At 45.9% G+C, this 25,836-nt stretch carries 21 protein-coding genes; 19 read left to right on the top strand and 2 right to left on the bottom strand.

What is annotated here, in order from left to right:
* Positions 1–141 precede the first annotated feature (141 nt).
* The 6 genes from rpoB (at position 142) to tuf (ending at position 13,033) form a co-directional block, all read left to right on the top strand.
* Entirely contained in the window at positions 142–4,170 is a 4,029-nt protein-coding gene (gene rpoB, locus JN178_RS18025) for a DNA-directed RNA polymerase subunit beta (RefSeq protein WP_159625696.1), read from the top strand.
* 81 nt (positions 4,171–4,251) lie between these two features.
* Entirely contained in the window at positions 4,252–8,424 is a 4,173-nt protein-coding gene (gene rpoC, locus JN178_RS18020) for a DNA-directed RNA polymerase subunit beta' (RefSeq protein WP_202262697.1), read from the top strand.
* 310 nt (positions 8,425–8,734) lie between these two features.
* Positions 8,735–9,109, top strand: coding sequence for a 30S ribosomal protein S12 (gene rpsL, locus JN178_RS18015; RefSeq protein WP_014951037.1), 375 nt, complete (start codon positions 8,735–8,737; stop codon positions 9,107–9,109).
* Between the two features lie 75 nt (positions 9,110–9,184).
* Entirely contained in the window at positions 9,185–9,655 is a 471-nt protein-coding gene (rpsG, locus tag JN178_RS18010) for a 30S ribosomal protein S7 (RefSeq protein ID WP_014951036.1), read from the top strand.
* A gap of 27 nt (positions 9,656–9,682) precedes the next feature.
* Positions 9,683–11,785, top strand: a complete 2,103-nt coding sequence (fusA, locus tag JN178_RS18005) for an elongation factor G (RefSeq protein WP_202262696.1) — start codon at positions 9,683–9,685, stop codon at positions 11,783–11,785.
* Between the two features lie 63 nt (positions 11,786–11,848).
* On the top strand, positions 11,849–13,033 hold the full coding sequence (tuf, locus tag JN178_RS18000) for an elongation factor Tu (RefSeq protein ID WP_202262561.1): 1,185 nt from the start codon (positions 11,849–11,851) through the stop codon (positions 13,031–13,033).
* 624 nt (positions 13,034–13,657) lie between these two features.
* Here the strand turns inward: tuf and JN178_RS20345 are convergent.
* Positions 13,658–13,933 (bottom strand): winged helix-turn-helix transcriptional regulator, encoded by a 276-nt coding sequence (locus tag JN178_RS20345; RefSeq protein WP_442859712.1) that lies wholly within the window; start codon positions 13,931–13,933, stop codon positions 13,658–13,660.
* 146 nt (positions 13,934–14,079) lie between these two features.
* Here JN178_RS20345 and JN178_RS17990 point away from each other — a divergent pair, with 146 nt between their 5' ends.
* Both JN178_RS17990 and JN178_RS20340 read left to right on the top strand, forming a co-directional pair.
* On the top strand, positions 14,080–14,637 hold the full coding sequence (locus tag JN178_RS17990) for a carboxymuconolactone decarboxylase family protein (protein ID WP_202262694.1): 558 nt from the start codon (positions 14,080–14,082) through the stop codon (positions 14,635–14,637).
* On the top strand, positions 14,637–14,894 hold the full coding sequence (locus tag JN178_RS20340) for a CBU_0592 family membrane protein (RefSeq protein WP_442859685.1): 258 nt from the start codon (positions 14,637–14,639) through the stop codon (positions 14,892–14,894). Before JN178_RS17990 ends, JN178_RS20340 begins: the two co-directional genes overlap by 1 nt.
* Before the next feature lie 166 nt (positions 14,895–15,060).
* Here the strand turns inward: JN178_RS20340 and JN178_RS17985 are convergent, their stop codons facing one another.
* The gene (locus tag JN178_RS17985) at positions 15,061–15,951 is read right to left on the bottom strand and encodes a TraB/GumN family protein (RefSeq protein ID WP_202262693.1); all 891 of its coding nucleotides are present in this window, start codon (positions 15,949–15,951) and stop codon (positions 15,061–15,063) included.
* Positions 15,952–16,044: 93 nt separating this feature from the next.
* On the opposite strand from JN178_RS17985, the gene JN178_RS17980 reads away from it, so the two are divergent.
* From JN178_RS17980 to JN178_RS17930, 11 genes are all read left to right on the top strand, one after another.
* The gene (locus tag JN178_RS17980; protein WP_232369613.1) at positions 16,045–17,094 is read left to right on the top strand and encodes an alpha/beta hydrolase; all 1,050 of its coding nucleotides are present in this window, start codon (positions 16,045–16,047) and stop codon (positions 17,092–17,094) included.
* Positions 17,095–17,219: 125 nt separating this feature from the next.
* Complete coding sequence (locus JN178_RS17975) at positions 17,220–17,990, top strand: DUF3450 family protein (protein WP_202262692.1); 771 nt, start codon at positions 17,220–17,222, stop codon at positions 17,988–17,990.
* Complete coding sequence (locus JN178_RS17970) at positions 17,987–19,288, top strand: MotA/TolQ/ExbB proton channel family protein (protein ID WP_202262691.1); 1,302 nt, start codon at positions 17,987–17,989, stop codon at positions 19,286–19,288. The genes JN178_RS17975 and JN178_RS17970 overlap by 4 nt, the downstream gene beginning before the upstream one ends.
* Positions 19,285–19,671: a MotA/TolQ/ExbB proton channel family protein gene (locus JN178_RS17965; protein WP_232369612.1), complete on the top strand. Its 387-nt coding sequence runs from the start codon at positions 19,285–19,287 to the stop codon at positions 19,669–19,671. Before JN178_RS17970 ends, JN178_RS17965 begins: the two co-directional genes overlap by 4 nt.
* Positions 19,672–19,674: 3 nt before the next feature.
* Positions 19,675–20,082, top strand: coding sequence for an ExbD/TolR family protein (locus tag JN178_RS17960; RefSeq protein ID WP_202262690.1), 408 nt, complete (start codon positions 19,675–19,677; stop codon positions 20,080–20,082).
* 17 nt (positions 20,083–20,099) lie between these two features.
* Positions 20,100–20,720, top strand: coding sequence for an energy transducer TonB (locus tag JN178_RS17955; protein WP_202262689.1), 621 nt, complete (start codon positions 20,100–20,102; stop codon positions 20,718–20,720).
* Between the two features lie 18 nt (positions 20,721–20,738).
* Positions 20,739–22,130: a tetratricopeptide repeat protein gene (locus tag JN178_RS17950; protein ID WP_202262688.1), complete on the top strand. Its 1,392-nt coding sequence runs from the start codon at positions 20,739–20,741 to the stop codon at positions 22,128–22,130.
* Positions 22,131–22,295: 165 nt separating this feature from the next.
* Entirely contained in the window at positions 22,296–22,898 is a 603-nt protein-coding gene (locus JN178_RS17945; RefSeq protein ID WP_202262687.1) for a PepSY-associated TM helix domain-containing protein, read from the top strand.
* Positions 22,899–23,002: 104 nt separating this feature from the next.
* A complete protein-coding gene (locus tag JN178_RS17940) occupies positions 23,003–23,536 on the top strand; it encodes a DUF2271 domain-containing protein (RefSeq protein ID WP_202262686.1) in 534 nt (177 codons plus the stop codon).
* Positions 23,537–23,561: 25 nt separating this feature from the next.
* The gene (locus JN178_RS17935) at positions 23,562–24,392 is read left to right on the top strand and encodes a DUF4198 domain-containing protein (RefSeq protein WP_202262685.1); all 831 of its coding nucleotides are present in this window, start codon (positions 23,562–23,564) and stop codon (positions 24,390–24,392) included.
* 39 nt (positions 24,393–24,431) lie between these two features.
* Positions 24,432–25,832, top strand: a complete 1,401-nt coding sequence (locus JN178_RS17930; protein WP_202262684.1) for a flavodoxin domain-containing protein — start codon at positions 24,432–24,434, stop codon at positions 25,830–25,832.
* Positions 25,833–25,836: the final 4 nt, after the last annotated feature.

Here is a 25,836-nt window from a genome sequence, read left to right as displayed (position 1 = left end):
TATGCTGGTGTATCTGCCCGAAAAAGGGTTGTGGAAGTTTGTTGCTTAGTGCGCCATTTGAAACGCAGCTTTTAGCCCATAGCACGCGTTTTAAAGCATTTTGCAGCAGGTTGGGTCAAAAATCAGCAGGCTGAGGAACCCATGGTTTACTCTTATAGCGAAAAGAAACGTATCCGTAAGGATTTTGGCAAACGCCCACAGGTATTGGAAATTCCATACCTTCTTTCAATTCAGCTTGATTCTTTCAAAAAGTTTATTGAGATCGATGCAGATGCTCAATACGGTTTGGAAGCAGCATTTCGTTCCGTTTTTCCAATTAAAAGCTACTCAGGTAGTTCAGAGCTTCAGTATGTAAGCTATCGCCTGGGAGAGCCGGTTTTCGACGTTAAAGAATGTCAAATTCGTGGCGTCACATTCTCTGCTCCGTTAAGAGTAAAACTACGGTTAGTGTTGTTCGATAAAGACGCTGCGCCAGGTACAGTAAAAGATATTAAAGAACAAGAAGTGTACATGGGCGAGATCCCGTTGATGACAGAGAACGGTACGTTCGTTATCAATGGTACTGAGCGTGTTATCGTGTCACAGCTACACCGTTCACCTGGTGTATTCTTTGATCACGACAAAGGTAAAACCCACTCGTCAGGTAAAGTGCTATATAACGCACGTGTAATTCCTTACCGTGGTTCGTGGTTAGACTTTGAGTTTGACCCGAAAGATAACCTGTTCGTACGTATCGACCGTCGTCGTAAGTTGCCTGCAACTATTATCTTACGCGCGCTTGAAATGTCGTCTGAAGAAATCCTAGATACCTTCTTCGACAAAGTAGCGATCCGTATCGACAAAGACAAATTAATGATGGAAGTTGTGCCAGACCGCCTTCGTGGTGAAACTGCGCAATTCGACATCATTGACGGTGAAGGCAACGTAGTTGTTGAAACCGGTCGTCGTATTTCTGCGCGTCACACGCGTGCACTAGAGAAAGCCGGACTTACTGAGCTTGAAGTGCCAGCTGATTACCTAATCGGCCGTGTTTATGCTGCAACTTACGTCAATGAAGATACAGGCGAAGTTATTGTTACAGCGAACGACGAGTTAACGCTTGAAAACCTAGCGGCGCTAAGCCAAGCGGGAATCAAAGAGTTCGAAACGCTTTACATTAACGAGCTAGATCACGGTTCATACATTTCAGATACACTACGTATCGATTCTTCAACTAACCGCCTTGAAGCACTAGTTGAAATTTACCGTATGATGCGTCCTGGTGAGCCACCAACAAAAGATGCAGCTGAAACCTTGTTCGATAACTTGTTCTTCTCTGATGAGCGTTACGATCTATCTTCTGTTGGTCGTATGAAGTTCAACCGCCGTCTAGGCCGTGAAGAACTTATTGGTGCGGGCACGCTAGATAAAGACGACATTATTTCTGTTATGAAGCAGCTAATAATGATTCGTGACGGTAAAGACGAAGTAGATGATATCGATCACCTAGGCAACCGTCGTATCCGTTCTGTTGGTGAAATGGCAGAGAACCAATTCCGCGTTGGTCTTGTACGTGTTGAGCGTGCAGTTAAAGAGCGTCTAAGCTTAGGCGACCTAGACAACGTAATGCCACAAGATCTTATTAACGCTAAGCCTATCTCGGCAGCGGTTAAAGAGTTCTTCGGTTCATCACAGCTTTCTCAGTTCATGGACCAAAACAACCCGCTATCAGAAGTAACGCACAAGCGTCGTATTTCTGCATTAGGCCCGGGTGGTCTTACACGTGAACGTGCTGGCTTCGAAGTTCGAGACGTACACCCGACGCACTACGGTCGTCTATGTCCAATCGAAACGCCGGAAGGCCCGAACATCGGTCTTATTAACTCATTGGCAAGCTTTGCGCGCACCAATGACTTCGGTTTCCTAGAAACACCGTTCCGTCGCATTGTTGACGGCGTAGTTACAGACGAAATCGATTACTTATCTGCAATTGAAGAAGGTCAATTCGCAATCGCTCAGGCTAACATCGCGTTAACTGAAGCTGGCGAGTTGGTTGACGACCTAATTCCATGTCGTCACCGTGGTGAAACTACTTTGATGCCTAAAGAAGACATCAAGTACATGGACGTTTCACCTCAGCAAATCGTTTCAATTGCTGCAAGCATTATCCCATTCCTAGAGCACGATGATGCGAACCGTGCACTAATGGGTGCGAACATGCAACGTCAGGCAGTACCTACACTACGCGCTGATAAGCCGCTAGTTGGTACCGGTATGGAAAGAACTATCGCGGTTGACTCAGGTGTTACTGTAGTTGCTAAGCGCGGTGGTGTGGTTGATTACGTAGATGCCAGCCGTATCGTTATTAAAGTAGACGAAGATGAAATGCTTCCAGGTGAAGCGGGTATCGATATCTACAACCTGACTAAGTACACACGTTCTAACCAAAACACATGTATCAATCAGAAGCCTACTTGTAGTGTTGGCGACCCGATTGTTGCAGGCGACGTGCTAGCTGATGGTCCTTCAACAGACCTAGGTGACCTTGCACTTGGTCAGAACATGCGTATCGCGTTCATGCCGTGGAATGGTTACAACTTTGAGGATTCAATCCTTATTTCTGAGCGTGTAGCACAGGAAGACCGCTTTACGACTATCCACATTCAAGAGCTTAGCTGTATCGCTCGTGATACTAAGCTTGGGCCAGAAGAAATTTCTTCTGATATCCCTAACGTGGGTGAGTCTGCACTGAGCAAGCTTGATGAGTCAGGCGTTGTTTACATCGGTGCAGAAGTGAAAGGCGGTGACATCCTTGTAGGTAAAGTAACGCCTAAAGGTGAAACGCAGCTTACGCCAGAAGAGAAACTACTACGTGCAATCTTCGGTGAAAAAGCGTCTGACGTTAAAGACACGTCTCTACGTGTACCTAACTCTGTTCACGGTACAGTAATCGACGTTCAAGTATTTACCCGTGACGGTGTAGAGAAAGACAAGCGTGCGCTAGAAATTGAAGACATGCAGTTACGTCAGGTTAAGAAAGACCTTACTGACGAGTTCGAAATTCTTGCAGACGGTATTTTTGCTCGTGCACAAACTGCGCTAATCCGTGCTGGTGTTGACCAAGCTAAGCTTGACAGCCTACCGCGCGAGAAGTGGTTTGAAATTGCACTAAATAGCGAAGATGCGCAGCTAGAGCTAGACCAAATTGCCGATCAGCACGCTGAAATCAAATTAGACTTCGATAAGAAGTTTGAAGCGAAGCGTCGTAAGATCACACAAGGCGATGACCTAGCACCTGGCGTACTTAAGATCGTTAAGGTTTACCTTGCGGTTAAGCGTCACATCCAACCGGGTGACAAAATGGCCGGTCGTCACGGTAACAAAGGTGTTATCTCGACTATCCAGCCTGTAGAAGACATGCCATACGATGCTAACGGTACGCCGGTAGATATCGTACTTAACCCACTAGGTGTACCGTCTCGTATGAACATCGGTCAGATCCTAGAAACGCACTTGGGTATGGCTGCACACGGTCTTGGTGTGAAGATTGATCGCATGATTAAAGAGCAGCGTGAGCTGGCTGAACTACGTGACTTCTTGAAGAAGGTGTACGAGCTTGGTGAGAATCACCAAGAAGTTGACATCGATAGCTTCACAGATCACGAAGTTCGTCGTCTAGCTGAAAACCTTCGTAAGGGTGTTCCAGTAGCAACACCTGTATTCGACGGTGCACGTGAATCTGAAATCAAAGAAATGCTGAAGCTTGCTGATATTCCAGAAAGCGGTCAGATTTCATTGTTCGACGGTCGTACCGGTCGCGAGTTTGAGCGTCCAGTTACGGTTGGTTACATGTACATGCTGAAACTGAACCACTTAGTAGACGACAAAATGCACGCGCGTTCTACGGGTTCTTACAGCCTTGTTACACAGCAGCCTCTTGGTGGTAAAGCACAGTTCGGTGGTCAGCGCTTCGGTGAGATGGAAGTGTGGGCACTTGAAGCATACGGTGCTGCATATACCCTTCAGGAAATGCTTACTGTTAAGTCAGATGACGTTAACGGCCGTACCAAGATGTACAAGAACATCGTCGATGGCGACCACAGAATGGAGCCTGGCATGCCAGAGTCATTCAACGTACTACTTAAAGAAATTCGCTCGTTGGGTATCAACATCGAGCTTGAAGAAAAGTAATACGGCAATCGCCGCGTAATGTTATGAGATGGCCCGGTGCTTGCGCCGGGCTCTAGAGACTGACTCCGCTGGGAGAGTAATGTGAAAGACTTATTAAAGTTTCTAAAGCAACAAAACAAGACTGAAGAATTCGATAATATTCGAATCGGTCTGTCTTCACCTGACATGATCCGTTCATGGTCATTCGGTGAAGTTAAAAAGCCTGAAACAATCAACTACCGTACGTTCAAGCCTGAGCGCGACGGTCTGTTCTGTGCGCGTATCTTTGGTCCGGTTAAAGACTATGAGTGTCTTTGCGGTAAGTACAAGCGCCTTAAGCACCGTGGTGTTATCTGTGAGAAGTGTGGCGTTGAAGTTACACTGACTAAAGTACGTCGTGAGCGTATGGGTCACATCGAGCTAGCTAGCCCGGTTGCACACATTTGGTTCCTTAAATCACTTCCGTCTCGTATCGGCCTAATGCTAGATATGACACTTCGTGATATTGAACGTGTACTTTACTTTGAATCATACGTGGTAACAGAGCCAGGTATGACTACCCTTGAGCGCAGCCAACTTCTTAACGAAGAAGAGTACTTGGATGCACTTGAAGAGCACGGTGATGAGTTTGAAGCGAAGATGGGTGCTGAAGCAGTATTCGATCTTCTTACTGCACTTAACGTAGACGCAGACGTTGCGGCTATGCGTGAAGAGCTGCCTTCAATCAACTCTGAAACTAAGCGTAAGAAAATTACTAAGCGTCTTAAGTTGCTTGAGTCATTCCAACAATCTGGTAACAAGCCAGAGTGGATGATCATGACGGTACTTCCGGTACTTCCACCAGACCTACGTCCTCTAGTTCCACTAGATGGCGGCCGTTTTGCAACGTCTGATCTTAACGACCTATACCGTCGTGTAATTAACCGTAACAACCGTCTTAAGCGTCTTCTAGACCTAGCTGCTCCAGACATTATCGTACGCAACGAAAAGCGTATGCTTCAAGAGTCTGTTGATGCGCTTCTAGATAACGGACGTCGTGGTCGTGCGATTACCGGTTCTAACAAGCGTCCACTTAAGTCGCTTGCAGACATGATCAAAGGTAAGCAAGGTCGTTTCCGTCAAAACCTTCTTGGTAAGCGTGTTGACTACTCAGGCCGTTCTGTAATTACCGTTGGTCCTACACTACGTCTTCACCAGTGTGGTCTTCCTAAGAAGATGGCACTTGAGCTATTTAAGCCGTTTATCTACGGTAAGCTTGAAGGTCGTGGTCTTGCCACTACAATCAAAGCAGCTAAGAAGCTAGTAGAGCGCGAAGCACCAGAGGTTTGGGACGTACTAGACGACGTTATCCGCGAACACCCGGTACTACTTAACCGTGCACCTACACTTCACCGTTTGGGTATCCAAGCATTCGAACCAACACTAATCGAAGGTAAAGCGATTCAGCTTCACCCGCTAGTGTGTGCGGCGTACAACGCCGACTTCGATGGTGACCAAATGGCGGTACACGTTCCGTTGACAATCGAAGCACAGCTAGAAGCACGTGCACTTATGATGTCGACGAACAACATTCTGTCACCTGCTAACGGTGAGCCAATTATCGTACCTTCACAGGACGTTGTATTGGGTCTTTACTACCTAACGCGTGACAAAGTAAACGGCCTAGGCGAAGGCATGGTATTTACCAGCCCGAATGAAGCAGAAAAAGCATACCGTACAGGTAATGCTGAGCTTCACTCTCGCGTTAAAGTACGTATTACTGAATATGACATCGATGAAGATGGCAACAAAACTGAGAAAGTAACGCTAACTGACACTACTGTTGGTCGTGCGATTTTCTCATTGATCCTTCCAAAGGGTCTGCCGTTTGAAATCATCAACCAAGCGATGGGCAAGAAGCAAATTTCAAAACTATTGAACGCTTGTTACCGTACGCTAGGTCTGAAAGACACAGTAATTGCTGCTGACCAAATCATGTATACCGGTTTCCACTACGCGATGATCGCGGGTGCGTCTGTTGGTATCGACGATATGGTTATCCCTGCTGCTAAGAAAGACATCATCGATGCGGCAGAAGCAGAAGTTATCGAAATTCAGGAACAGTTCCAAAACGGTCTTGTTACCGCGGGTGAGCGTTACAACAAAGTTATAGATATCTGGTCAAATGCTAACGAAAAAGTAGCTAAGGCCATGATGGATAACCTTAAGACTGACATCGTAATTAACCGCGATGGCGAAGAAGAAGAGCAATCATCATTTAACTCTGTTTACATGATGGCCGACTCGGGTGCTCGTGGTAGTGCCGCTCAGATTCGTCAGCTAGCAGGTATGCGTGGTCTGATGGCTAAGCCAGATGGCTCAATCATCGAAACCCCAATTACGGCAAACTTCCGTGAAGGTCTGAACGTACTACAGTACTTCATCTCAACTCACGGTGCTCGTAAAGGTCTAGCGGATACCGCACTTAAGACAGCTAACTCGGGTTACCTAACGCGTCGTCTAGTAGACGTTGCACAAGACTTGGTAATCACTAACGACGACTGTGGCACATTCGAAGGTGTTCAAATGACACCACTAATCGAAGGTGGTGACGTTGTTGAGCCACTACGCGAGCGTGTACTAGGTCGTGTGGTAGCAGAAGATGTACTTAAGCCAGGTACTAACGAAGTATTAGTAGAGCGTAACGTTCTTCTAGACGAAGCGTTAGTAGACATGCTTGAAGCTAACTCAGTTGACCAAATCATGGTTCGCTCGGTAATCACTTGTGACAACGACTTCGGTGTTTGTGCTAAGTGTTACGGTCGTGACCTTGCACGTGGTCACATGGTGGGTAGCGGTGAATCGGTTGGTGTTATTGCAGCACAGTCAATCGGTGAGCCAGGTACACAGCTAACCATGCGTACGTTCCACATCGGTGGTGCGGCATCAAGAGCATCTGCTGAGAACAGCGTACAAGTTAAGACTGCGGGTAGCCTTAAGCTACACAATGCGAAATTCGTACGTAACTCTGACGGCAAAGTGGTTATCGTTTCTCGTTCAACAGAACTTACTGTTATCGACGAGCAAGGCCGTGAGAAAGAGCGCTATAAAGTACCTTACGGTGCTGTACTTAGCGTGGATGACGGTGCAACCATTGCAGCTGGCGACATTGTTGCTAACTGGGATCCGCATAGTCACCCAATCATCACTGAACGTGCAGCTAAGATTAGCTTCGCAGACATTGATGACTCTAACACTGAAATGCAGCAAGACGAGCTTACTGGTCTAACCCGTATCGTTGTTAAAGACCTTGCGAAAGTAAACTCTAAAGAGCCTAAGCTAATTCTTGAAAGCGACGAGTTCGGTCTTCAAGAAATTCGTCTTCCAAGCTTCACCACTATTGAAGCGAAAGAAGGCAAAGTGGCTAACGAAGGTGACGTGCTAGCACGTATTCCTCAGGAAAGCTCGAAGACTCGTGATATCACGGGTGGTCTACCGCGCGTTGCGGACCTATTTGAAGCTCGTAAGCCTAAAGAGCCTGCAATCCTTGCAGAAATCTCAGGTACTATCGGCTTCGGTAAAGAGACCAAAGGTAAGAAGCGTCTTGTAATTACACCTGCTGAGGGTGACGCGTACGAAGAGATGATTCCTAAGTGGCGTCAGCTTAACGTGTTCGAAGGTGAGAAAGTGGAAAAAGGCGAAGTTATCGCTGATGGTCCAGAGTCTCCGCACGATATCCTACGTCTACGTGGTATCTCAGCAGTAGCAAACTACATCGTGAACGAAGTTCAGGAAGTTTACCGTCTACAGGGTGTTAAGATTAACGATAAGCACATCGAAGTAGTTATCCGTCAGATGCTACGTAAGTGTATTATCACTAACCCAGGCGATACGCAGTTCCTTGAAGGCGAACAGGTTGAAGTATCGAACGTGAAAGTGGCTAACCGTGAAATTGAAAAACACGGCAAGATCCCAGCGCAGTATGAAACACAGCTGCTTGGTATCACTAAAGCGTCACTGTCTACTGAGTCATTTATCTCAGCGGCATCGTTCCAAGAAACAACACGTGTTCTTACTGAAGCTGCGGTTCAAGGTAAAGAAGATGACCTACGCGGTCTGAAAGAAAACGTAATCGTTGGTCGTCTAATTCCAGCGGGTACAGGTTTCGCTTACCACGAACGCCGCGCACAGCGTCGCAAAGAGCAAATCGAAGAAATGTCAGTTTCTGCTGCTGAAGCAGAACAGGCACTAACCGAAGCGCTTAACGCTGGTGCAGACGAAGATACTGCCGAATAAGGCATGATCATAGGAGTGCGTTAACGTACTCCTAACAAATTGGCAGGCAAGGCGTACAAAAAGCAGGAAAACTTCCTGTCTAACCTTTGTACACCTTGACAGTCAGGGCGATGATCATTAATATTCCGCGACCCGATTTTTGATAGCCTAAAAAAGGTACTAAAAACGGTCGCGGTTTTTTGTATTAGCGCTCAGTGAATATTGACGAGCACAATGTTCACATAAAAAGGGCGACGAATTTTAAAAGTCGCATAAATAGGACCCAATCATAGTGATTGGGTTTTCGTAGTTTTTAATCAGGAGCTAGTTAATGGCAACAGTTAACCAGTTAGTGCGCAAGCCGCGTAGAAAGCCCGTTGAAAAAAGCAACGTAGCTGCTCTACAAGCTTGTCCACAAAGACGTGGTGTATGTACTCGTGTATATACTACTACGCCTAAGAAACCAAACTCTGCACTACGTAAAGTATGTCGTGTACGTCTAACTAACGGTTTTGAAGTTTCTTCATACATCGGTGGTGAAGGTCACAACCTACAAGAGCACAGTGTAGTACTTATCCGTGGTGGTCGTGTTAAAGATCTACCAGGTGTTCGTTATCACACAGTTCGCGGTACTCTTGACTGCGCAGGTGTAAACGATCGTAAACAAGCCCGTTCTAAGTACGGCGCGAAGAAGCCTAAGTCTTAACGGTTCTCCGTTAGTAAGGCCAAACTGAAGTTTAAGAGTTTTGGGTTTTCCCTGAATTCATACGGAGAATAGAAAATGCCAAGAAGAAGAGTCGTAGGTCAACGTAAAATCCTACCAGAGCCAAAATTTGGTTCACAACTGCTTGCGAAATTCATGAATGTCGTAATGCTCGACGGCAAAAAGTCAGTCGCTGAAAAAATCGTTTACGGTGCGCTTGATATTGTTGCTGAAAAAACCGGCAAAGCACACCTAGATATCTTCGAGGAAGCGCTTGATAACATCCGCCCAACAGTAGAGGTTAAGTCTCGTCGTGTTGGTGGTTCAACTTATCAGGTTCCAGTTGAAGTACGTCCAGTTCGTCGTAACGCGCTAGGTATGCGTTGGATGGTTGAAGCTGCACGTAAACGTGGCGAAAAGTCTATGGCACAACGCCTAGCGGCTGAAATGCTAGACGCAGCAGATAACAAAGGTTCAGCGGTTAAGAAACGTGAAGACGTTCACCGTATGGCCGAAGCAAACAAAGCGTTTGCTCACTACCGTTGGTAATCAACGTTATTTAACTGAGAGAGATTTATGCCTCGTAAGACCTCGATTGAGCGTTATCGCAATATTGGTATTGTGGCTCACGTGGACGCGGGTAAAACCACGACCACAGAGCGTGTTCTGTTTTATACAGGACTGTCTCACAAAATCGGTGAAGTGCACGATGGTGCTGCTACCATGGACTGGATGGAGCAAGAGCAGGAGCGTGGTATTACTATCACGTCTGCTGCAACGACTTGTTTCTGGTCTGGTATGGAGCAACAGTTCGATCAACACAGGATCAACATCATCGACACCCCTGGACACGTAGACTTTACTATTGAAGTAGAGCGTTCATTACGTGTGCTAGACGGTGCGGTAGTGGTTTTCTGTGGGTCTTCTGGGGTAGAACCTCAATCAGAGACAGTCTGGCGACAGGCTGACAAATATCAAGTGCCACGCCTAGTGTTCGTTAATAAGATGGACCGGGCTGGCGCTGATTTTGAACGTGTTGTGGGTCAAATCCGCAAGCGTTTAGGCGCAAACTGTGTTCCGATTCAAATCAACATGGGCGCTGAAGAGAATTTCCATGGCGTCATCGACCTCGTGAAGATGAAAGCCATCAACTGGAATGAAGACGACATGGGTATGACATTTACCTATGAAGACATTCCGGCTGAATATTTAGATACCGCTGAGCAGTACCGCACCGAAATGATCGAAGCGGCTGCTGAGGCATCAGACGAGCTAATGGACAAGTACTTGGAAGGCGAAGAGCTGACCGAGGAAGAAATCCGTTTAGGCCTTCGTAAGCGTACACTGAACAACGAAATTGTTCTTGCCACTTGTGGCAGTGCCTTCAAAAACAAAGGTGTTCAGGCTGTACTAGACGCTGTTATTCAATATCTTCCTTCTCCTACTGAAGTTAAAGCCATTACAGGTGTGCTTGACGATAAAGATGAGACAGAAGCAGAGCGTCATTCAAGCGACGATGAGCCGTTCTCGGCACTTGCATTCAAAATAGCGACCGACCCGTTTGTGGGAACGCTTACGTTCTTCCGTTGTTATTCTGGTGTGGTTAACACCGGTGACACGGTTTATAACCCTGTTAAAGGCAAGCGTGAACGTTTTGGTCGTATCGTGCAAATGCACGCGAAAGACCGTGAAGAAATTAAAGAAGTACGCGCAGGTGACATCGCTGCGGCCATTGGCCTTAAAGATGTTACTACCGGTGATACGCTTTGTGATCCAAATCACGTTATCACATTGGAACGTATGGAATTCCCAGAGCCGGTAATTTCAATTGCGGTTGAGCCTAAGTCTCAAGCTGACCAAGAGAAGATGGGCATTGCCCTAAGTAAGCTTGCGGCAGAAGATCCGTCGTTTAAAGTGAAAACTGACGACGAGACTGGTCAAACGATTATCTCTGGTATGGGTGAACTTCACCTTGATATCATTGTCGACCGCATGAAGCGCGAATTCAAAGTTGAATGTAACGTAGGTAACCCTCAGGTTGCCTATCGCGAAACCCTTCGTAAAAACGTTGAAGTTGAAGGGAAGTTCGTTCGTCAGTCTGGCGGCCGTGGCCAATTTGGTCATGTATGGTTACGCATTGAGCCTCAAGAAGAAGGGGCTGGCTACGAATTTGTGAACGAAATCGTCGGTGGTGTGGTACCAAAAGAGTTCATTCCAGCGGTCGATAAAGGAATTCAGGAGCAGATGCGAAGTGGTGTTCTTGCAGGGTATCCGGTACTTGATGTTAAGGTTACGTTGTTTGATGGTTCATACCACGATGTTGACTCTTCTGAAATGGCGTTTAAGATCGCCGGCTCTATGGGTTTCAAAAAAGGCGCCGCAGAAGCAAATCCGGTGTTACTTGAACCCACAATGAAAGTTGAAGTGACTACTCCAGAGGATTGGATGGGTGACGTTGTTGGTGACCTTAACCGTCGTCGCGGCATGATCGAAGGTATGGAAGATGGCGTAGCAGGTGTTAAAATAATACGTGCAAAAGTGCCGCTTTCAGAAATGTTTGGGTACGCAACTGATTTGCGTTCACAAACACAAGGTCGTGCTTCATACTCTATGGAGTTCTTCAATTATTCTGAGGCGCCTAACAATGTGGCGCAGGCTATTATTGAATCTAGAATTTAATCTAAATGAAGGTTCGGTCCGGTCTATTTGTGGGTCGGACTTTTAACTTAGGAAACGAGAAAAATGGCAAAAGAAAAGTTTGAACGTACGAAACCCCACGTAAACGTGGGTACAATCGGCCACGTTGACCACGGTAAAACTACCCTAACTGCAGCAATCACTACAGTTCTTTCTAAGACTTACGGTGGTAACGCACAGGCTTTCGATCAAATCGATAACGCGCCTGAAGAAAAAGCACGTGGTATCACCATCTCTACTTCACACGTAGAATACGATACTCCTACTCGTCACTACGCACACGTAGACTGCCCAGGACACGCTGATTACGTTAAAAACATGATCACTGGTGCTGCTCAGATGGACGGTGGTATCCTAGTAGTAGCTGCGACTGATGGTCCTATGCCACAGACTCGTGAGCACATCCTACTTGGTCGTCAGGTTGGTATTCCTTACATCATCGTATTCATGAACAAGTGTGACATGGTTGATGATGAAGAGCTTCTAGAGCTAGTAGAAATGGAAGTTCGTGAACTTCTTAACGAATACGAATTCCCAGGTGATGACCTACCAGTTATCCAAGGTTCAGCTCTTAAAGCGCTTGAAGGCGACCCAGAGTGGGAAAAGAAAATCATCGAGCTTGGTGAAGCGCTTGATTCATACATCCCAGAGCCAGAGCGTGCAATCGACAAGCCGTTCATCCTTCCAATCGAAGACGTATTCTCAATCTCAGGCCGTGGTACTGTTGTAACTGGTCGTGTAGAGCAAGGTATCGTTAAAGTTGGTGAAGAAGTAGAAATCGTAGGTATCAAAGAAACTACTAAGACTACTTGTACTGGTGTTGAGATGTTCCGTAAGCTTCTTGACGAAGGCCGCGCGGGTGAGAACGTTGGTGTTCTTCTACGTGGTACTAAGCGTGACGAAGTTGAGCGTGGTCAAGTACTAGCTAAGCCTGGTTCAATCACTCCACACGTTAACTTCGAAGCAGAAGTATACGTACTGTCTAAAGATGAAGGTGGCCGTCATACTCCATTCTTCAAAGGCTACCGTCCACAGTTCTACTTCCGTACAACTGACGTAACTGGTGCTGTAGAGCTTCCAGAAGGCGTAGAAATGGTAATGCCTGGTGACAACCTTAAATTCAAAGTTGAGCTAATTGCTCCGATCGCGATGGAAGAAGGTCTTCGTTTCGCAATCCGTGAAGGTGGTCGTACAGTAGGTGCTGGTGTTGTATCTAAGATCCTAGACTAATCTAGACTTAGCAACATAAGCCCAAAAAAGCGCACTTAGGTGCGCTTTTTTTATGCCTTTTTGAAAGTGCGTGAGTGTATGTCCTCTGAAACACGCGGTGAACCCATCCCTGGGCGCTCTGCCACAGCATCCATGCTGTGGAAGGTTTCAGAGGACATACTCTCACTCCCTTCTTGAGGCCTAGCAAAAAGTTTGAGGGAGAGGAAGGAACACGCCGTTGGACCATCCGTGCTTTTGTATTAGCGGCTTCGCAGCTGCATCCATGCAGCTGAGAGTTCTAGATTGAATAAGCGCCACCCCTTTAGCATTTATTAAGCTTGGTGGGAGAGGGGAAACACGCGGTGCCCCCCGTCTTTGGTAGCAATAAGAAAGCCAGTGAAAAGTCACTGGCTTTGTATTGGGTAGAATTTTAGAGAATCACTCTCAACTTGATCTGTCAGATTCGAATAATAGGACTCAATCAAATCTGACAGTCGCATTTGTGCCAAAAGCTGCCGTGCATAAGTAGGTATCATAACGTCAGATTTGTACTTAAAGCGGACGTATAGAATTTACAACCTGGCATCAAGCCGATTCAGAAAGAAAGGTGCTCTGTAATACAGCCAAGAAAGATTACTCTGTGCACTAATCGTCCCCTAAAGCCTCATATTTTTTTCTTAGCTCATGAGTATCGTTCAGCAAGCTCAGCGCATCTTTTCCCAAAGATGTAAGTTTGTATTCAACTCTTGGAGGAACTTCGTTATACAGTGTTTTCGTGAGCATTTTGTATTTAACTAGTCGCAACAAACTCTCATTCATCACTTTGACAGATATATCTGCAATATTTTTTTGTAACTCACCTGGTCTGTGCACGTTACTAGCAATCAACTTAAGTAATGTATGACTCCACTTGCACGACATTACGTCTAGCAACATTATTTCAAAATTATTTTTGTCCATATTACAAGTAGTTAGAAAAAAGTGTTCAATACTTACCACAAGGTAACGGATTGTGGTTGCGAGTGTAATCCTTATAGTGCCAATACTTTCACAAGAGGTATTACAAAATGTTCAAACAATTCGATGAAACTAGCGCGCCAGAAGCTTCAAAACCATTCTTAGCTAATACTAAAAGTTCCTTTGGTATGATACCAAATCTAGAGAAGACAATGGCAGGGGAGCCGACATTATTATCAGTCTACTCATTTGCGTGGGACAAATTCAGTGAGACACCACTTAACCCAATTGAACAGCAAGTAGTGTATCAAACCGTTAATTTCGAGAATGAATGCAATTATTGCGTACCATGGCATACAGTCTTGTCAAAAAAAGTAAAAATGCCTGAGGAGGTAAATTCGGCTTTACGTGAAGGAATTAAATTACCTGACGAAAAACTTGAAGCCTTGTCCACTTTTGCTCGATTGCTCATTCACAACAGAGGCAAGATCACACAAGGGCAAATGGATGCATTTATGTCACATGGTTACCAAGAGAAACATGCTTTGTCAGTCATTCTTGGTATTGCAATAAAAACCATGAGTAATTTCACCAACTCAATTGCTCAGACTCCATTAGACAAAGAAGTGGAACCGTTCAGGTGGGAAAAACCCACATTGGGTATCTAATGCAGTCTTTGCTTTTTGAAGTGGCAGGCATAATAGGAGTAACTTTTATTGTGTCTGCTTATTTATTACTTAATATGCAGAGATTAACCTCAACTAGTCTGACTTACTTGTGGTTGAATACTGTGGGTGCATCGCTAGTAATTTTGTCGTTGCTAAACACTTTCAATCTGGCAGCATTTGTTCTCGAATTGTTTTGGCTAGTCATCAGTTTCGTTGGCCTAATACGAAGGAAAAAAACTGTGGCGTCCATCAAATAGATTAAATCTATTATTGAATATTTAGGTCCGCTTATTGTCTGAAGCGGTCTCGCGAGTTAGATATATCCAATGTCCGCTTCACGCTCATAGCTGCCTGTCAGGTAGAGTCTAAACCTATTCATCGAAACTGTCAGATCAGATATGTGCTACTACAATTTAGAGCAATTTATAACTGTTTTACTCTGTAGCCTTTTTCTTGTAACAGGGTAAGTACGTTGTCCTCTCCTACTAGATGTCCTGCGCCAACGAGAACAAATTCAAGGTCATCGTCACCAAACATGGCTTCGATAAGCGGTACCCAGTTTTGATTGCGATTTGTAAACAGCTCATCAAACGATGCCGGTGATTCTTGCTTGAAGGTTTCTATTACCAGTTCGTTTAACTGCGCTGTGTTTCCAACGCGCCAAGCGTTAATGGTGTCTTGCAGCGTTGAATTAAGCTCAGGTAGGGTCTCTAAGGTCTGAGCAATGAAGCGGTCTTCTTCGCCTTCTCCCATGTTGGCAAGCATTTGAATTTGAAATTCTACTGACTCTAAGTATTCACTTGGCTTTCCGTCGCGCTTCGCGAGTCGGGTAAAATAGGCATCTACTCCTTCTCCAGCCAGTTGATTGCGCTGAGCTTCCATAGCAACTAACATCGTCGCCACCATGCCCGGCTTAAAGCCCGCTATTTGATCAGCTGTTGCGCCAAACGCGCTTAGGTACTTGTCCAATGCTGCGTAGGTTTCTGCCGACAGCTCATCCTTAAGTGTTCGCCCATTACGGTATGCCACAGCGGCCATCATCTTTTGTTGTGCTACAAGGTCTGTCGGGTCTGGTAATTGTGCTTCAAACACCACAGTGTCAGCGTTTTCGTATGTTGCTGTAAATACGTCAGGTAAAGGGAATTCTGACGCAGGCAGTAAGTGTATTGTGCCACCGACATACACAATGTCCTCGCCCTTCGACACCTGCCATACAGACGTAGTTGCGCTATTAACGTCGTTGGCCATAAGTGATAACGATGTTAACGCAACACTCAAAGCGAGTACCATATTGCGCAAAGAAAAGCGTTTCATTGTTAATTTCCCTATTAGCGTGTGTAGACCTTTATGCAGGTATAAGGTTTGTAGTAGATTGAACAATCACATATTTGCAGGGATTCGGCAATCATGAAATACCTAATGCACGTAGCATTTCTTTCTGTCGTTATTTCACTCTCATCAGTTGCTAACGAGATTACAATGCCCCAAACAGCGCTTCCCCCTCCCAGTGATACCAGCAGTCAGTTTAAACATGCGATCACGCAATTTCCTGTACCAACGGTTGAAGAGGCAATTGCAGCGACACCGCAAACTGTCGAGCAATGGCGAGACTACATACAACAGCGAAACGCCGACCAGAAAAAAAAGATTAAGAAAATGCGCAAGCAGTTCAACGTACACGTTGAGTTACTCGATATTGCAGGTGTGAAAGTACGTAAAATCACGCCTGAATCCTTATCTGAAGAATTTAAAGATAAGGTTTACATTGACGTACATGGCGGTGCCTATGTACTTTTTGGCGGATTGCCGAGTATAGAAGAAGGCATTCTAATCGCTCACAGGCTCGGAATTGTGGTATTAAGTGTAGATTATCGCATGCCTCCTTCGTCACCGGCTCCCGCTGCATTACTCGATGTCGTTGCGGTGTATAAAGACGTGCTTACTTCATATAGTGCCGATAATATTTTTGTCGGTGGTACTTCAGCTGGTGGAGGTTTGATTTTAGCTGTAACTCAGCAACTCATTAAAGATGACATAGCATCACCACGTGCACTTTATGCTGGCACTCCATGGGCTGACCTAACGAAAACGGGCGATACATTATTTACTAATGAAGGTGTCGATCGCATTTTAGTGACCTATGACGGGCAGTTGGCCTCTGCTGCAAAACTTTATGCATCAGGTAAACCGCTTGATGACGCAAGCATATCGCCGCTTTATGGCAGCTTTGAAGGATTTCCTCCTACCCTTCTCCTCACTGGAACCCGGGATATGTTCTTAAGCGATACGGTAAGAGTTAATCGCAAAATTCGTGATGCAGGTGGTGATACCGTGCTGGAGGTCTTCGAGGGCATGTCACATGCTGACTATCTTATTGCTTATGAAACACCTGAATCCATAGCGGCCTATCGCGCCATCAAGCAGTTTTTTAGTCAGCACACAGCATTAAGCAACTAATACAATATTGCAAATGATAACGATTATCGTTAAGATTGATTGGCGTCGCGTTATCATTTGCGTTTTAGCAACGCAATAGACACGGCCAAAAACCCTTTCCTTGTTTCGTAAAGAAGGTTTTCTTGATGTTGAATCGTTGCTACCTGTTTGCAATGTTTGTTTTTGCTTCTGTGCCGAGTTTTTGCCTAAGTGCAAGTAGCTTGCCCGAGCAAGTTGATAGCCTAACCGAGCAGTGGCTCCGCATAGAAAGACAAACGCGCGAGTTAGAAAATGATTGGCGACAAACAGAGCCAACACTTAAGCAGCGCATTGCACTCTTACAAGCTGAAAAAGCGCAGCTTTCCGAGATACTGTCACAAAGTAAGCAAACTGGCACTGATGTAGAAAAGAAACGCGAGGCATTGCTTGCACAACAGAATACGCTAGAAGCTGAACAACACGCATTAGAACAAACACTCGCGCCTTTGTATTCTGTGTTAAATAGCATTTATCCTACTTTGCCAGAACTTATTCAACAGCGCTGGGACAGTGAAAGCGAAGTGCTGACAAGCGACGCCACTTCTTCACAACAACTTCAAGTCGCGTTGGCGCAGCTTTCTTCTCTTCAAACATTCAATTCGGCCATTACCGTTCATGAAAGCATCATGAAAACTCCTGATAACAAAATGGTAATGATGAAGCAGCTTTACTTGGGCAGCCAATATGCTTGGTTTTCAAATAGCGATGGTCAATATCAGGGGTGGGGAAGTAGTCTCTCTGGGCAATGGCAGTGGACATTCAGCGCCTCAAAAGACGGTCAACTAGATGATATTTTGACCGCCATTTCGATTTATGAAAAGCAGCATCAGCCCGATTATGTCACGCTTCCATTGGATTTAAATAGGGCCGAATTATGAGATGCCTCAACCTATTAGTCATGCTGTGTTTGGCAACCTATACATTATCAGGTCATGCAACAACTGCGCAGTCGCCTAATGGTGAAATGCTCAAAAAAATCGAGCAAGCCAAGGTTAGGTTGGCGCAGACAGAATCGAGTATTAGTAAGGCGCGTGTATCGTTGTCGAATACGCTTAACGCACTAGAGCAAGAGGTCATAGCGCTGAGAGAGGCAACGTCTGTAGCCCGTCGTAAGGCAGACGAAAAAACGCTGGGGCTTGTGCAATTGGAAGAGCGCCTTGCCCGATGGCAGGAGCAGCACGTATTTCAAGAAGATGTTCTCAATCGCTTTCTACGGCAGGTAAAAAGTGAGAAAGCGGAGCTGAAATCTATGACGCTTTCTGAAAAAGTACAGTCCGTTTTGCCGATAGCAAAAAACTATTATGATGCACAGTTTCCGCAGTTCCAAGCTAAGTCCTTGGTGCTATCAAATGGAGAGTTGGTCGATGCACAGTTGCTCACTTTAGGGCCTGTCACCTGGTATCTCACTCATGCGCCGCAAATGTCTGGCCTAGCGACATTTCAAAATTCACACTGGCATACTGACACACAGTTTAGTAGTGCACGCACACAACAGTTATTTGATTTGCTGAATGTTGATTCAGGGGAAGTTGTTTTTGACCCCACACTAGGGCGAGCCGCCACACAATCAGACAGCAGTGAAAGCTTGCACGAACACGTTATTAAAGGCGGGCTTTGGGTTATTCCCATTGTATTGTTCGGCATTCTTGCGCTGAGTATTGCACTATTTAAAGTCGTTCAATTATGGCGATTACCTACTGTTAAGCCCGTCACGTCAGCAAAAGCGCTGTCGTCGTTGCTACATCAATCTTCTATCAATCACTTTTCTGGAATGCAGCGCGAGCTTATCGATATCGCACAAGGCGCACGCACGCCTTTTGAGCGTGACGATGAACTCTTTGCTAAGTTACAGGCATTTAAGTACAAACTAGAGAAATACAATGGCGCCATTTCAATTACTGCGGCTGTCGCACCGTTACTTGGATTGTTAGGTACAGTGAGCGGCATGATAGAAACCTTTAGAATGATGACCGCATTTGGCTCGAGTGACCCCGAAATTATTTCAGGAGGAATCGCAAAAGCGCTAGTCACCACTGAGCTTGGATTAGTCGTTGCTATCCCCGCACTTATCCTCAATGCCATTTTATCTCGCAAAGCGAAAACGTATTACGATTCACTCGAGTCGTTCGCACTGGTGATTAGCAGCGACAGCGAAGAGGCGAGGGCTGCGTCTTGATATCACAACTCATTGAAACCCCGTTGTGCTGGGTGATGGTGGTTACGGCCTGGTTTACCTATCAATCTATTTTTATTTCGTTGGGAAAGCAGAGACGAGACAGTATGGATACCCAAGACAGCGCGTCGAATGAAATGATACCCAATGTTCTTGTTGGTGCACTGCCTTTGATGGGGCTACTCGGCACCATCTCGGGGTTACAGTTAAGCTTTACAGGCATGATGTCACAAGGCATAGACAGTCAGTTGGTAACAAAAGGCATTGCGGATGCGTTGTTTACCACTCAGCTAGGTTTAGTGTTAGCCATTCCCGGCTGGTTACTTATGGCCCTTGCAAACCGTAAGCGGTCGCCTTCTCTTTTGCAAAATAGACAAGGAGCCTAGCCCTTGAGTCTTCGCCTTCAACGCCGAATTGAATTGCAGAATACGCAAGGTATTGATATGTCACCGCTCCTTGATGTGGTGTTTATTTTGCTGATCTTCTTTATTGTCTCAACCGTGTTTGTAAAAGAGACCGGTGTGGAAGTAGACAAACCGCAGGCTATTTCGGCAAAACAGCTAGAGCAAAATACCATTATGCTTGCTATAACCCACGACAACCGTGTGGTGTACGACGGCGCTAATATCGGGCTTACCGGTGTGCGTACCGTGATTGAGCAGACTCTAAGTAGTGAACCGCGCCCTGTGGTAATTCAAGTTGATAAATCGGTGCGCTCAGAATTACTGGTAAACGTTATCGACGAAGCCAAACTGGCGGGTGCACAGTCGGTCAATATTGCCACGTTAAAGCAGTAAAATAAGGTTAGCTATCAATGGTCACTCGTACATCTTCGTTTTTATTGTCAGGGCTGGTACTTGCCTTTGCGCTAGGAACTATGTGGCTTGGTCAGTTACTGGCAGAAAGTAGTGATACTACAGTCATTGTGCGTAATGTGGATATGCTTGTTACAACGCCGCCGCCTCCACCTCCTGTTAGTCAATCATCGCAAACAGACCCTACCCTTGATATTCAAGTAAAGGGGGCGGGTGCGCAATTGATGGTGTCTGAAATAGTCGTATCGCCCACACTTGATATTGATATACCGACTATGCCGGAAATCGACACCACTTTTTTACAATGGTCACTTTCCGATATCGATACCAGTGCATTTGCCCTTAATGAACTTGATAGCACGCCTATCTTGTTAACGCCGATAAAAGTCCACTTTCCCAAAAGGCTTAAAAAGCAAGGTGTGAGTAAAGTACTGGTCAAGCTTGATGTGCTGATAGATGAGCAGGGTAATGTCGAGTTGGTGGATATTGTTGAAAATCCTCACCATGAATTAAACAAAGAAATTGTACGCTTTGTTAAAAATAGCCGGTTCACCTCTCCATCTAAAGAAGATGCCGCAGTGAAAGCGCGTTTTATATGGCCGGTGCTAATAGAAGCCTAATAGGAGTTTGTTGCCATAATGAAGTACGGTATAGGTATACGGGGTCAATTATTCAAGGTCATCATTTCGAACGTCGTGTTTTTCGCATCATCATGTTTTGGTTATGCAGCTTCAGCGATAGACGTAGAACTTGATGTCCCAAGTTGGCAATTCGTAGTTGGTCACCTTCCAGCAAGCCCCTCTACAATGTCGATTACCGCAGATGAGCGCACATTTGCGAAGCAAGTAATGCCATTAGTTGAGCAAAAGGCGTTTGATAAAGCGCTGCGTTTATTCGATAAGCAAGATATATCGGCAATGAGTGCAAAGTTGAGAGAGCTTTATGGGCAAATTTTATTGAGTAACAAACGCTATGACAAAGCACGTGATGTACTAAGCAGCGTAATTGAAGAAGAACCTGATTTAGGTTCTGCCCATCGTGCATTGAGTCTTGCCTACTTGATGCAAGATGTGTTACCTCAGGCCCGTCATCACCTTACGCGCTGTATTGAGCTGGGTATTAATGACCCACAGGTGTTTGGTCAACTTGCTTACACAAACCTACAAATGGGCAAAGCGATTACCGCCATAAGCGGCTATCAACAAGCGCTTTTGTTAGAACCAGACAACGAGCAGTGGTATCAGGGGCTACTCTACGCGCTTATTCAAAGTAACAGCTTGGCGCAAGCAGAAAGCTTGCTAACACAAATGCTGGCGCAGTCGCCACAAGACAAGCAACTTTGGCTTCAACGCTCGCAACTAGCGCTAAAACAGGGGAATACGACTAAAGCTATTGGTAGCTTAGAAACCGCCTTGTCGTTGGGGAATAACACAACAGCTAATCTAGTGACATTAGCCAAGCTTCATATTAAAGCTGGCAGTACAACAAGAGCTACCCATTTACTCGCCGAGCACAGTGATATTCTGCTTCAAGATACAACCGGTGAAGGAGCGAGTGCCTATGTGGATATTGCTACGCATCTGGTAGACACTCAGCAGTGGCAGCTTTTAGCCACATCACTTGAGCATCTAAGTCATAAAACGCAGAGATTAAGCACAGAACACAAATCGCAATTCGATGTGCTTCATGCGCAGTTAGCGATCTCGAAGGGGCAAAATAAACAAGCATTGACGCGATTACGCAGTGCACTGGATGCCGTTCCTGACAACGGCGAGGCGTTATTGTTGTTAGCCCAAATTTATCGCAAGCAACATCGGCTAGATCACGCAAAAATGCTGTACATACGCGCACAGGCGCTTGAGGAAACCAAGCAGCGCGCTATGTTAGCGCAAGCGCAAATGGCCATAGAGCAGCAAGACTACGTTGAGGCGCTTTCATTATTACGCGATGTATATAGTCACTATCCATCGCGAACTGACTTACTACACAATATTGCGGCTTTAGAAAAAATCATCAAACACGCCGCGTAGCCATACATTTTTAATCAACATGACTACCCGTTTACACCATTACTTAAAGGGCTTTTTCTATTAGGTTAAAGATGATAATAAATCTCATTTGCATTGATTGTTGTCATAAAATCTGTATCATCTAGCCCGATAAAACGCAGAAGTAAATAAGAGTCAAACAAGTCAGTGAAGAGTTTTTCGATAGGCACAGTGCGACAGTGGCACTGGATAAGCGGCGCAGTGTGCTTAGTGGGCATGTGCTTATTCGCGCTCACCGGGATCACGCTTAATCATGCAGCCGACATACCTGCAAACAGAGTTGTTAACGCGGTAGAGGCTGAAGCCTCACAAGAGGTCGTTGATGCTTTTCGTGCCCTTGCACCTGATGAGATAAGCATACCTCAACAATTGGTGGCTCATATGGCAAGTATGCACGATGTTGCTATTCCTCGTTCACTTCAGGGTGAATGGGATGGAGTTGAATTTTATGCTGCGTGGCCTGGCCCTGGTGCTGATAGTTGGGTAGCGCTTGATGTTGAACTTGGCATCATTACTTATGAGAACGTGGATAGAGGCTGGATTGCCTACTTTAATGATCTGCATAAAGGTCGCAACACCGCGACGGCATGGCGTTGGTTTATCGATGCATTCGCGCTAGCGTGCGTTGTGTTTAGTGTAACCGGCCTTTTGTTACTCATGCGCCATTCTGCTCACAGAGCTTCAACCTGGCCCATTACCGCGTTAGGCGTGCTCATCCCATTTGTTATTTTGCTGCTTTTTGTCCACTAGAGAAACAGTAAAGCACCGTTGTAAATGATGTTTTTCGCCACGTAACTTAATAACCATCGAGGCTTTAGCCTAGGGCGACAATTTCTAGAGTTAGGAGTGTATTAATGAAAGTTCTGCATAGTTTGGCCATGGTAGCTGGCGCCTTGGCGTTGACAGTGTCTTCTAATGCCGTGAACGCACAAGATGAAGCCACATTAAATGTTGGTTTGCCACAGCTCGATGTGGCCGAGTATCACAAACCTTATGTGGCAGTGTGGATTGAAGATGCAAAGCGCAAAGCAACGCACGTAGCGGTGTGGTATGACGTAGATAAACGCGAACACAAGGGTAAAGAGTGGTTGAAAGATTTACGCCAATGGTGGCGTCGTGGCGGAAGAAGCTTAGATTTGCCATATGATGGGCTTACCAGCGCAACTAAAGGACCAGGTGAGTACTCCATTGATGAACAGTTAAATGAGGCTATTGATGGCTTGACGGCAGGTGACTATACATTGCGTGTTGAGGTATCGCGCGAGGTTGGTGGTCGCGAAGTCGTATCTATACCTTTCTCACTTCCCCTGTCTAAAAATGCGCTACCTATTGAAGCGTCTGGCTCATCTGAAGTGGGTACTGTGGTACTTAGCGTAAAAAGCAACTAAGCGAAATACAAAATAAGGAAACAACATGAAAGCGACGTTTAACCGTGCCATAGTCCTCGCTACCGCAACCCTTGCGTTATCGTTCTCGGCCAGTGCTCACCGTGCATGGCTACTGCCAAGCTCCACAGTATTATCTTCAGAAGAAGTGTATGTAACCGTAGACGGTGCTATCTCTAATACGTTGTTTCACCCAGACCACGTTGCCATGAGCATGAATAACCTGACGATAATGTCCCCGCAAGGCAATAATGTAGAAGCGCTCAATATGGCGAAAGGCAAATACCGAACAACGTTTGATGTAAAACTAGACCAAGAAGGCACTTACAAACTCGCATCGGCAAGCGCAGGACTACGTGCATTTTGGCGAGACGAAGACGGCAACAGAAAAATGTGGCCAGGTCGAGGGCAGCCTTTTGACGCGACCAAATTTGACACTGAAGTGCCAAAAGAGGCAAGTGAGCTTCGCGTAATTCAAAGTGCCCGTCGTGTTGAAACGTTCGTCACGCTTGGTGCACCGTCAAATAAAGTATTTGCACCAACAAATGTGGGGTTAGAGCTTGTTCCTGTTACTCACCCCAACGATTTGTTCGCTCAAGAAGCCGCAACATTCACATTGTTAATTGATGGCGAGCCTGCCGCTGGCGCACAAATAGAAGTTGTTAGAGGTGGCATGCGTTATCGCAACGACCAACAACTTATCGCAGTTAAGTCGGACCGCAGCGGGAAATTCACTGTTACATGGCCAGAAGCCGGGATGTACTTCGTCGAAATTAGCTACGAAGATGACAAGGCTTCAGCGCCAGCTACAGTAAGAAGCGCAAGCTATTCGGCCACACTAGAAGTATTGCCGCTGTGACAATTAACGCGCTTTAGCAATCAAAATATAAGAAGCACCATGACAGAAACGCACCGCTACCTCTTGGCCTTCCTAGCGACCACGCTGTACGTACTGTGGGTAGCAGTGCTTTATCACAAGCATAAGAAAGTGAGTGACCGCACACTCGCACATTCCCTCACCAGCGACAGTACGCTGGTGGTGTATGCTAGCCAAACAGGCACAGCAGAGAAAATAGCAAGGATAAAAGCGGCGCAACTACAACTACCAGAACCCGCACCCGTGATATCTATGGCGTCGTTGTCGTTGCAATCGCTTCAGCGAGTATCGAAGGTGATTTTTGTCGTTAGCACCTACGGCGAAGGCGAGCCTCCTGATATGGGACGTAAATTCAATCGCGCTATTGCGCAGGCTGCTACCAAGGGCTCTACCACACTATCTCATCTTCATTTTGAGGTTGTGGGGGTCGGTGATCGTCAATATGCGCGATTTTGTCAGTTTGCAGATACGCTTTTTGATGGAATAAAGCAATTAGGCGGTAATGCTACACAGCCAGTGCAAAAGTTAGATGCAGGAAGTGGTGAACACCTTGCTTTACTCAATACATCGGGAGACGTTCACTATCAACAACCTTCGATAACGCTAACCCTAACCAAACGAAACCAATTAAACAGCGACTCACCGCAGTCGCAAAAGCTATGCGCGCTGTCGTTTGACCACAACAGTCACTTGTCTACTGTCCACTGGCAGGCGGGCGATGTGTTGGATGTTCTTATCGAGCAAAACAATGAAGATGCTGGGCTTAACCTGCCAGCACCAAACGTGTCTCAACATCAATCTTCTCATCAGATACCACAAATCATTCGCACCTATACCATTGCCTCTGTGCCGGAAGAAAAAAATATCAAGCTGGTCGTTAGACAGTTAGTGAAAGACGAAGGTGAGCTTGGTATTGGCTCGGGCTTTTTAACTGAGACTTTGCAGAACGAGCAGCCCATCAAGGGCTATATTAGACAGCATGCCAATGCTTTCATCACAGATACCCAATCTCCCTTGTTACTGATTGGGGCTGGAAGCGGTGTGGCAGGGATAAGGGCACAGCTTGCTAAGCGCGCTCTACTCAAAGATGCGGGCCCTGTGTGGATTTTATTTGGCGAGCGCCATCCTACGTTTGACGATGTGCTTGACAAAACATTGTCACCTTTTCATTTATCGTCATGCTTAATACGTAAACACACTATTTTTTCCCAGGCAACTCATGGCAGTGGATACGTTCAACAACTGCTACTTCAGCAAAGCAGTGATATACGCAGCTTCTTAGGACAGACTGGGCAAGTGTATGTATGTGGACGCTACGAGGGTATGGGCAAGGGTGTAGATGACGCACTTCGTTCAATTTTAGGTGACAGCGGGCATAAGACATTGGCTGAGCACAAGCGTTATCATCGCGACCTCTATTAACCGG

Source organism: Alteromonas sp. KC3 (assembly GCF_016756315.1).
Classification (GTDB): Bacteria; Pseudomonadota; Gammaproteobacteria; order Enterobacterales; family Alteromonadaceae; genus Alteromonas.
This window is presented reverse-complemented; position numbering and strand designations above follow the sequence as displayed.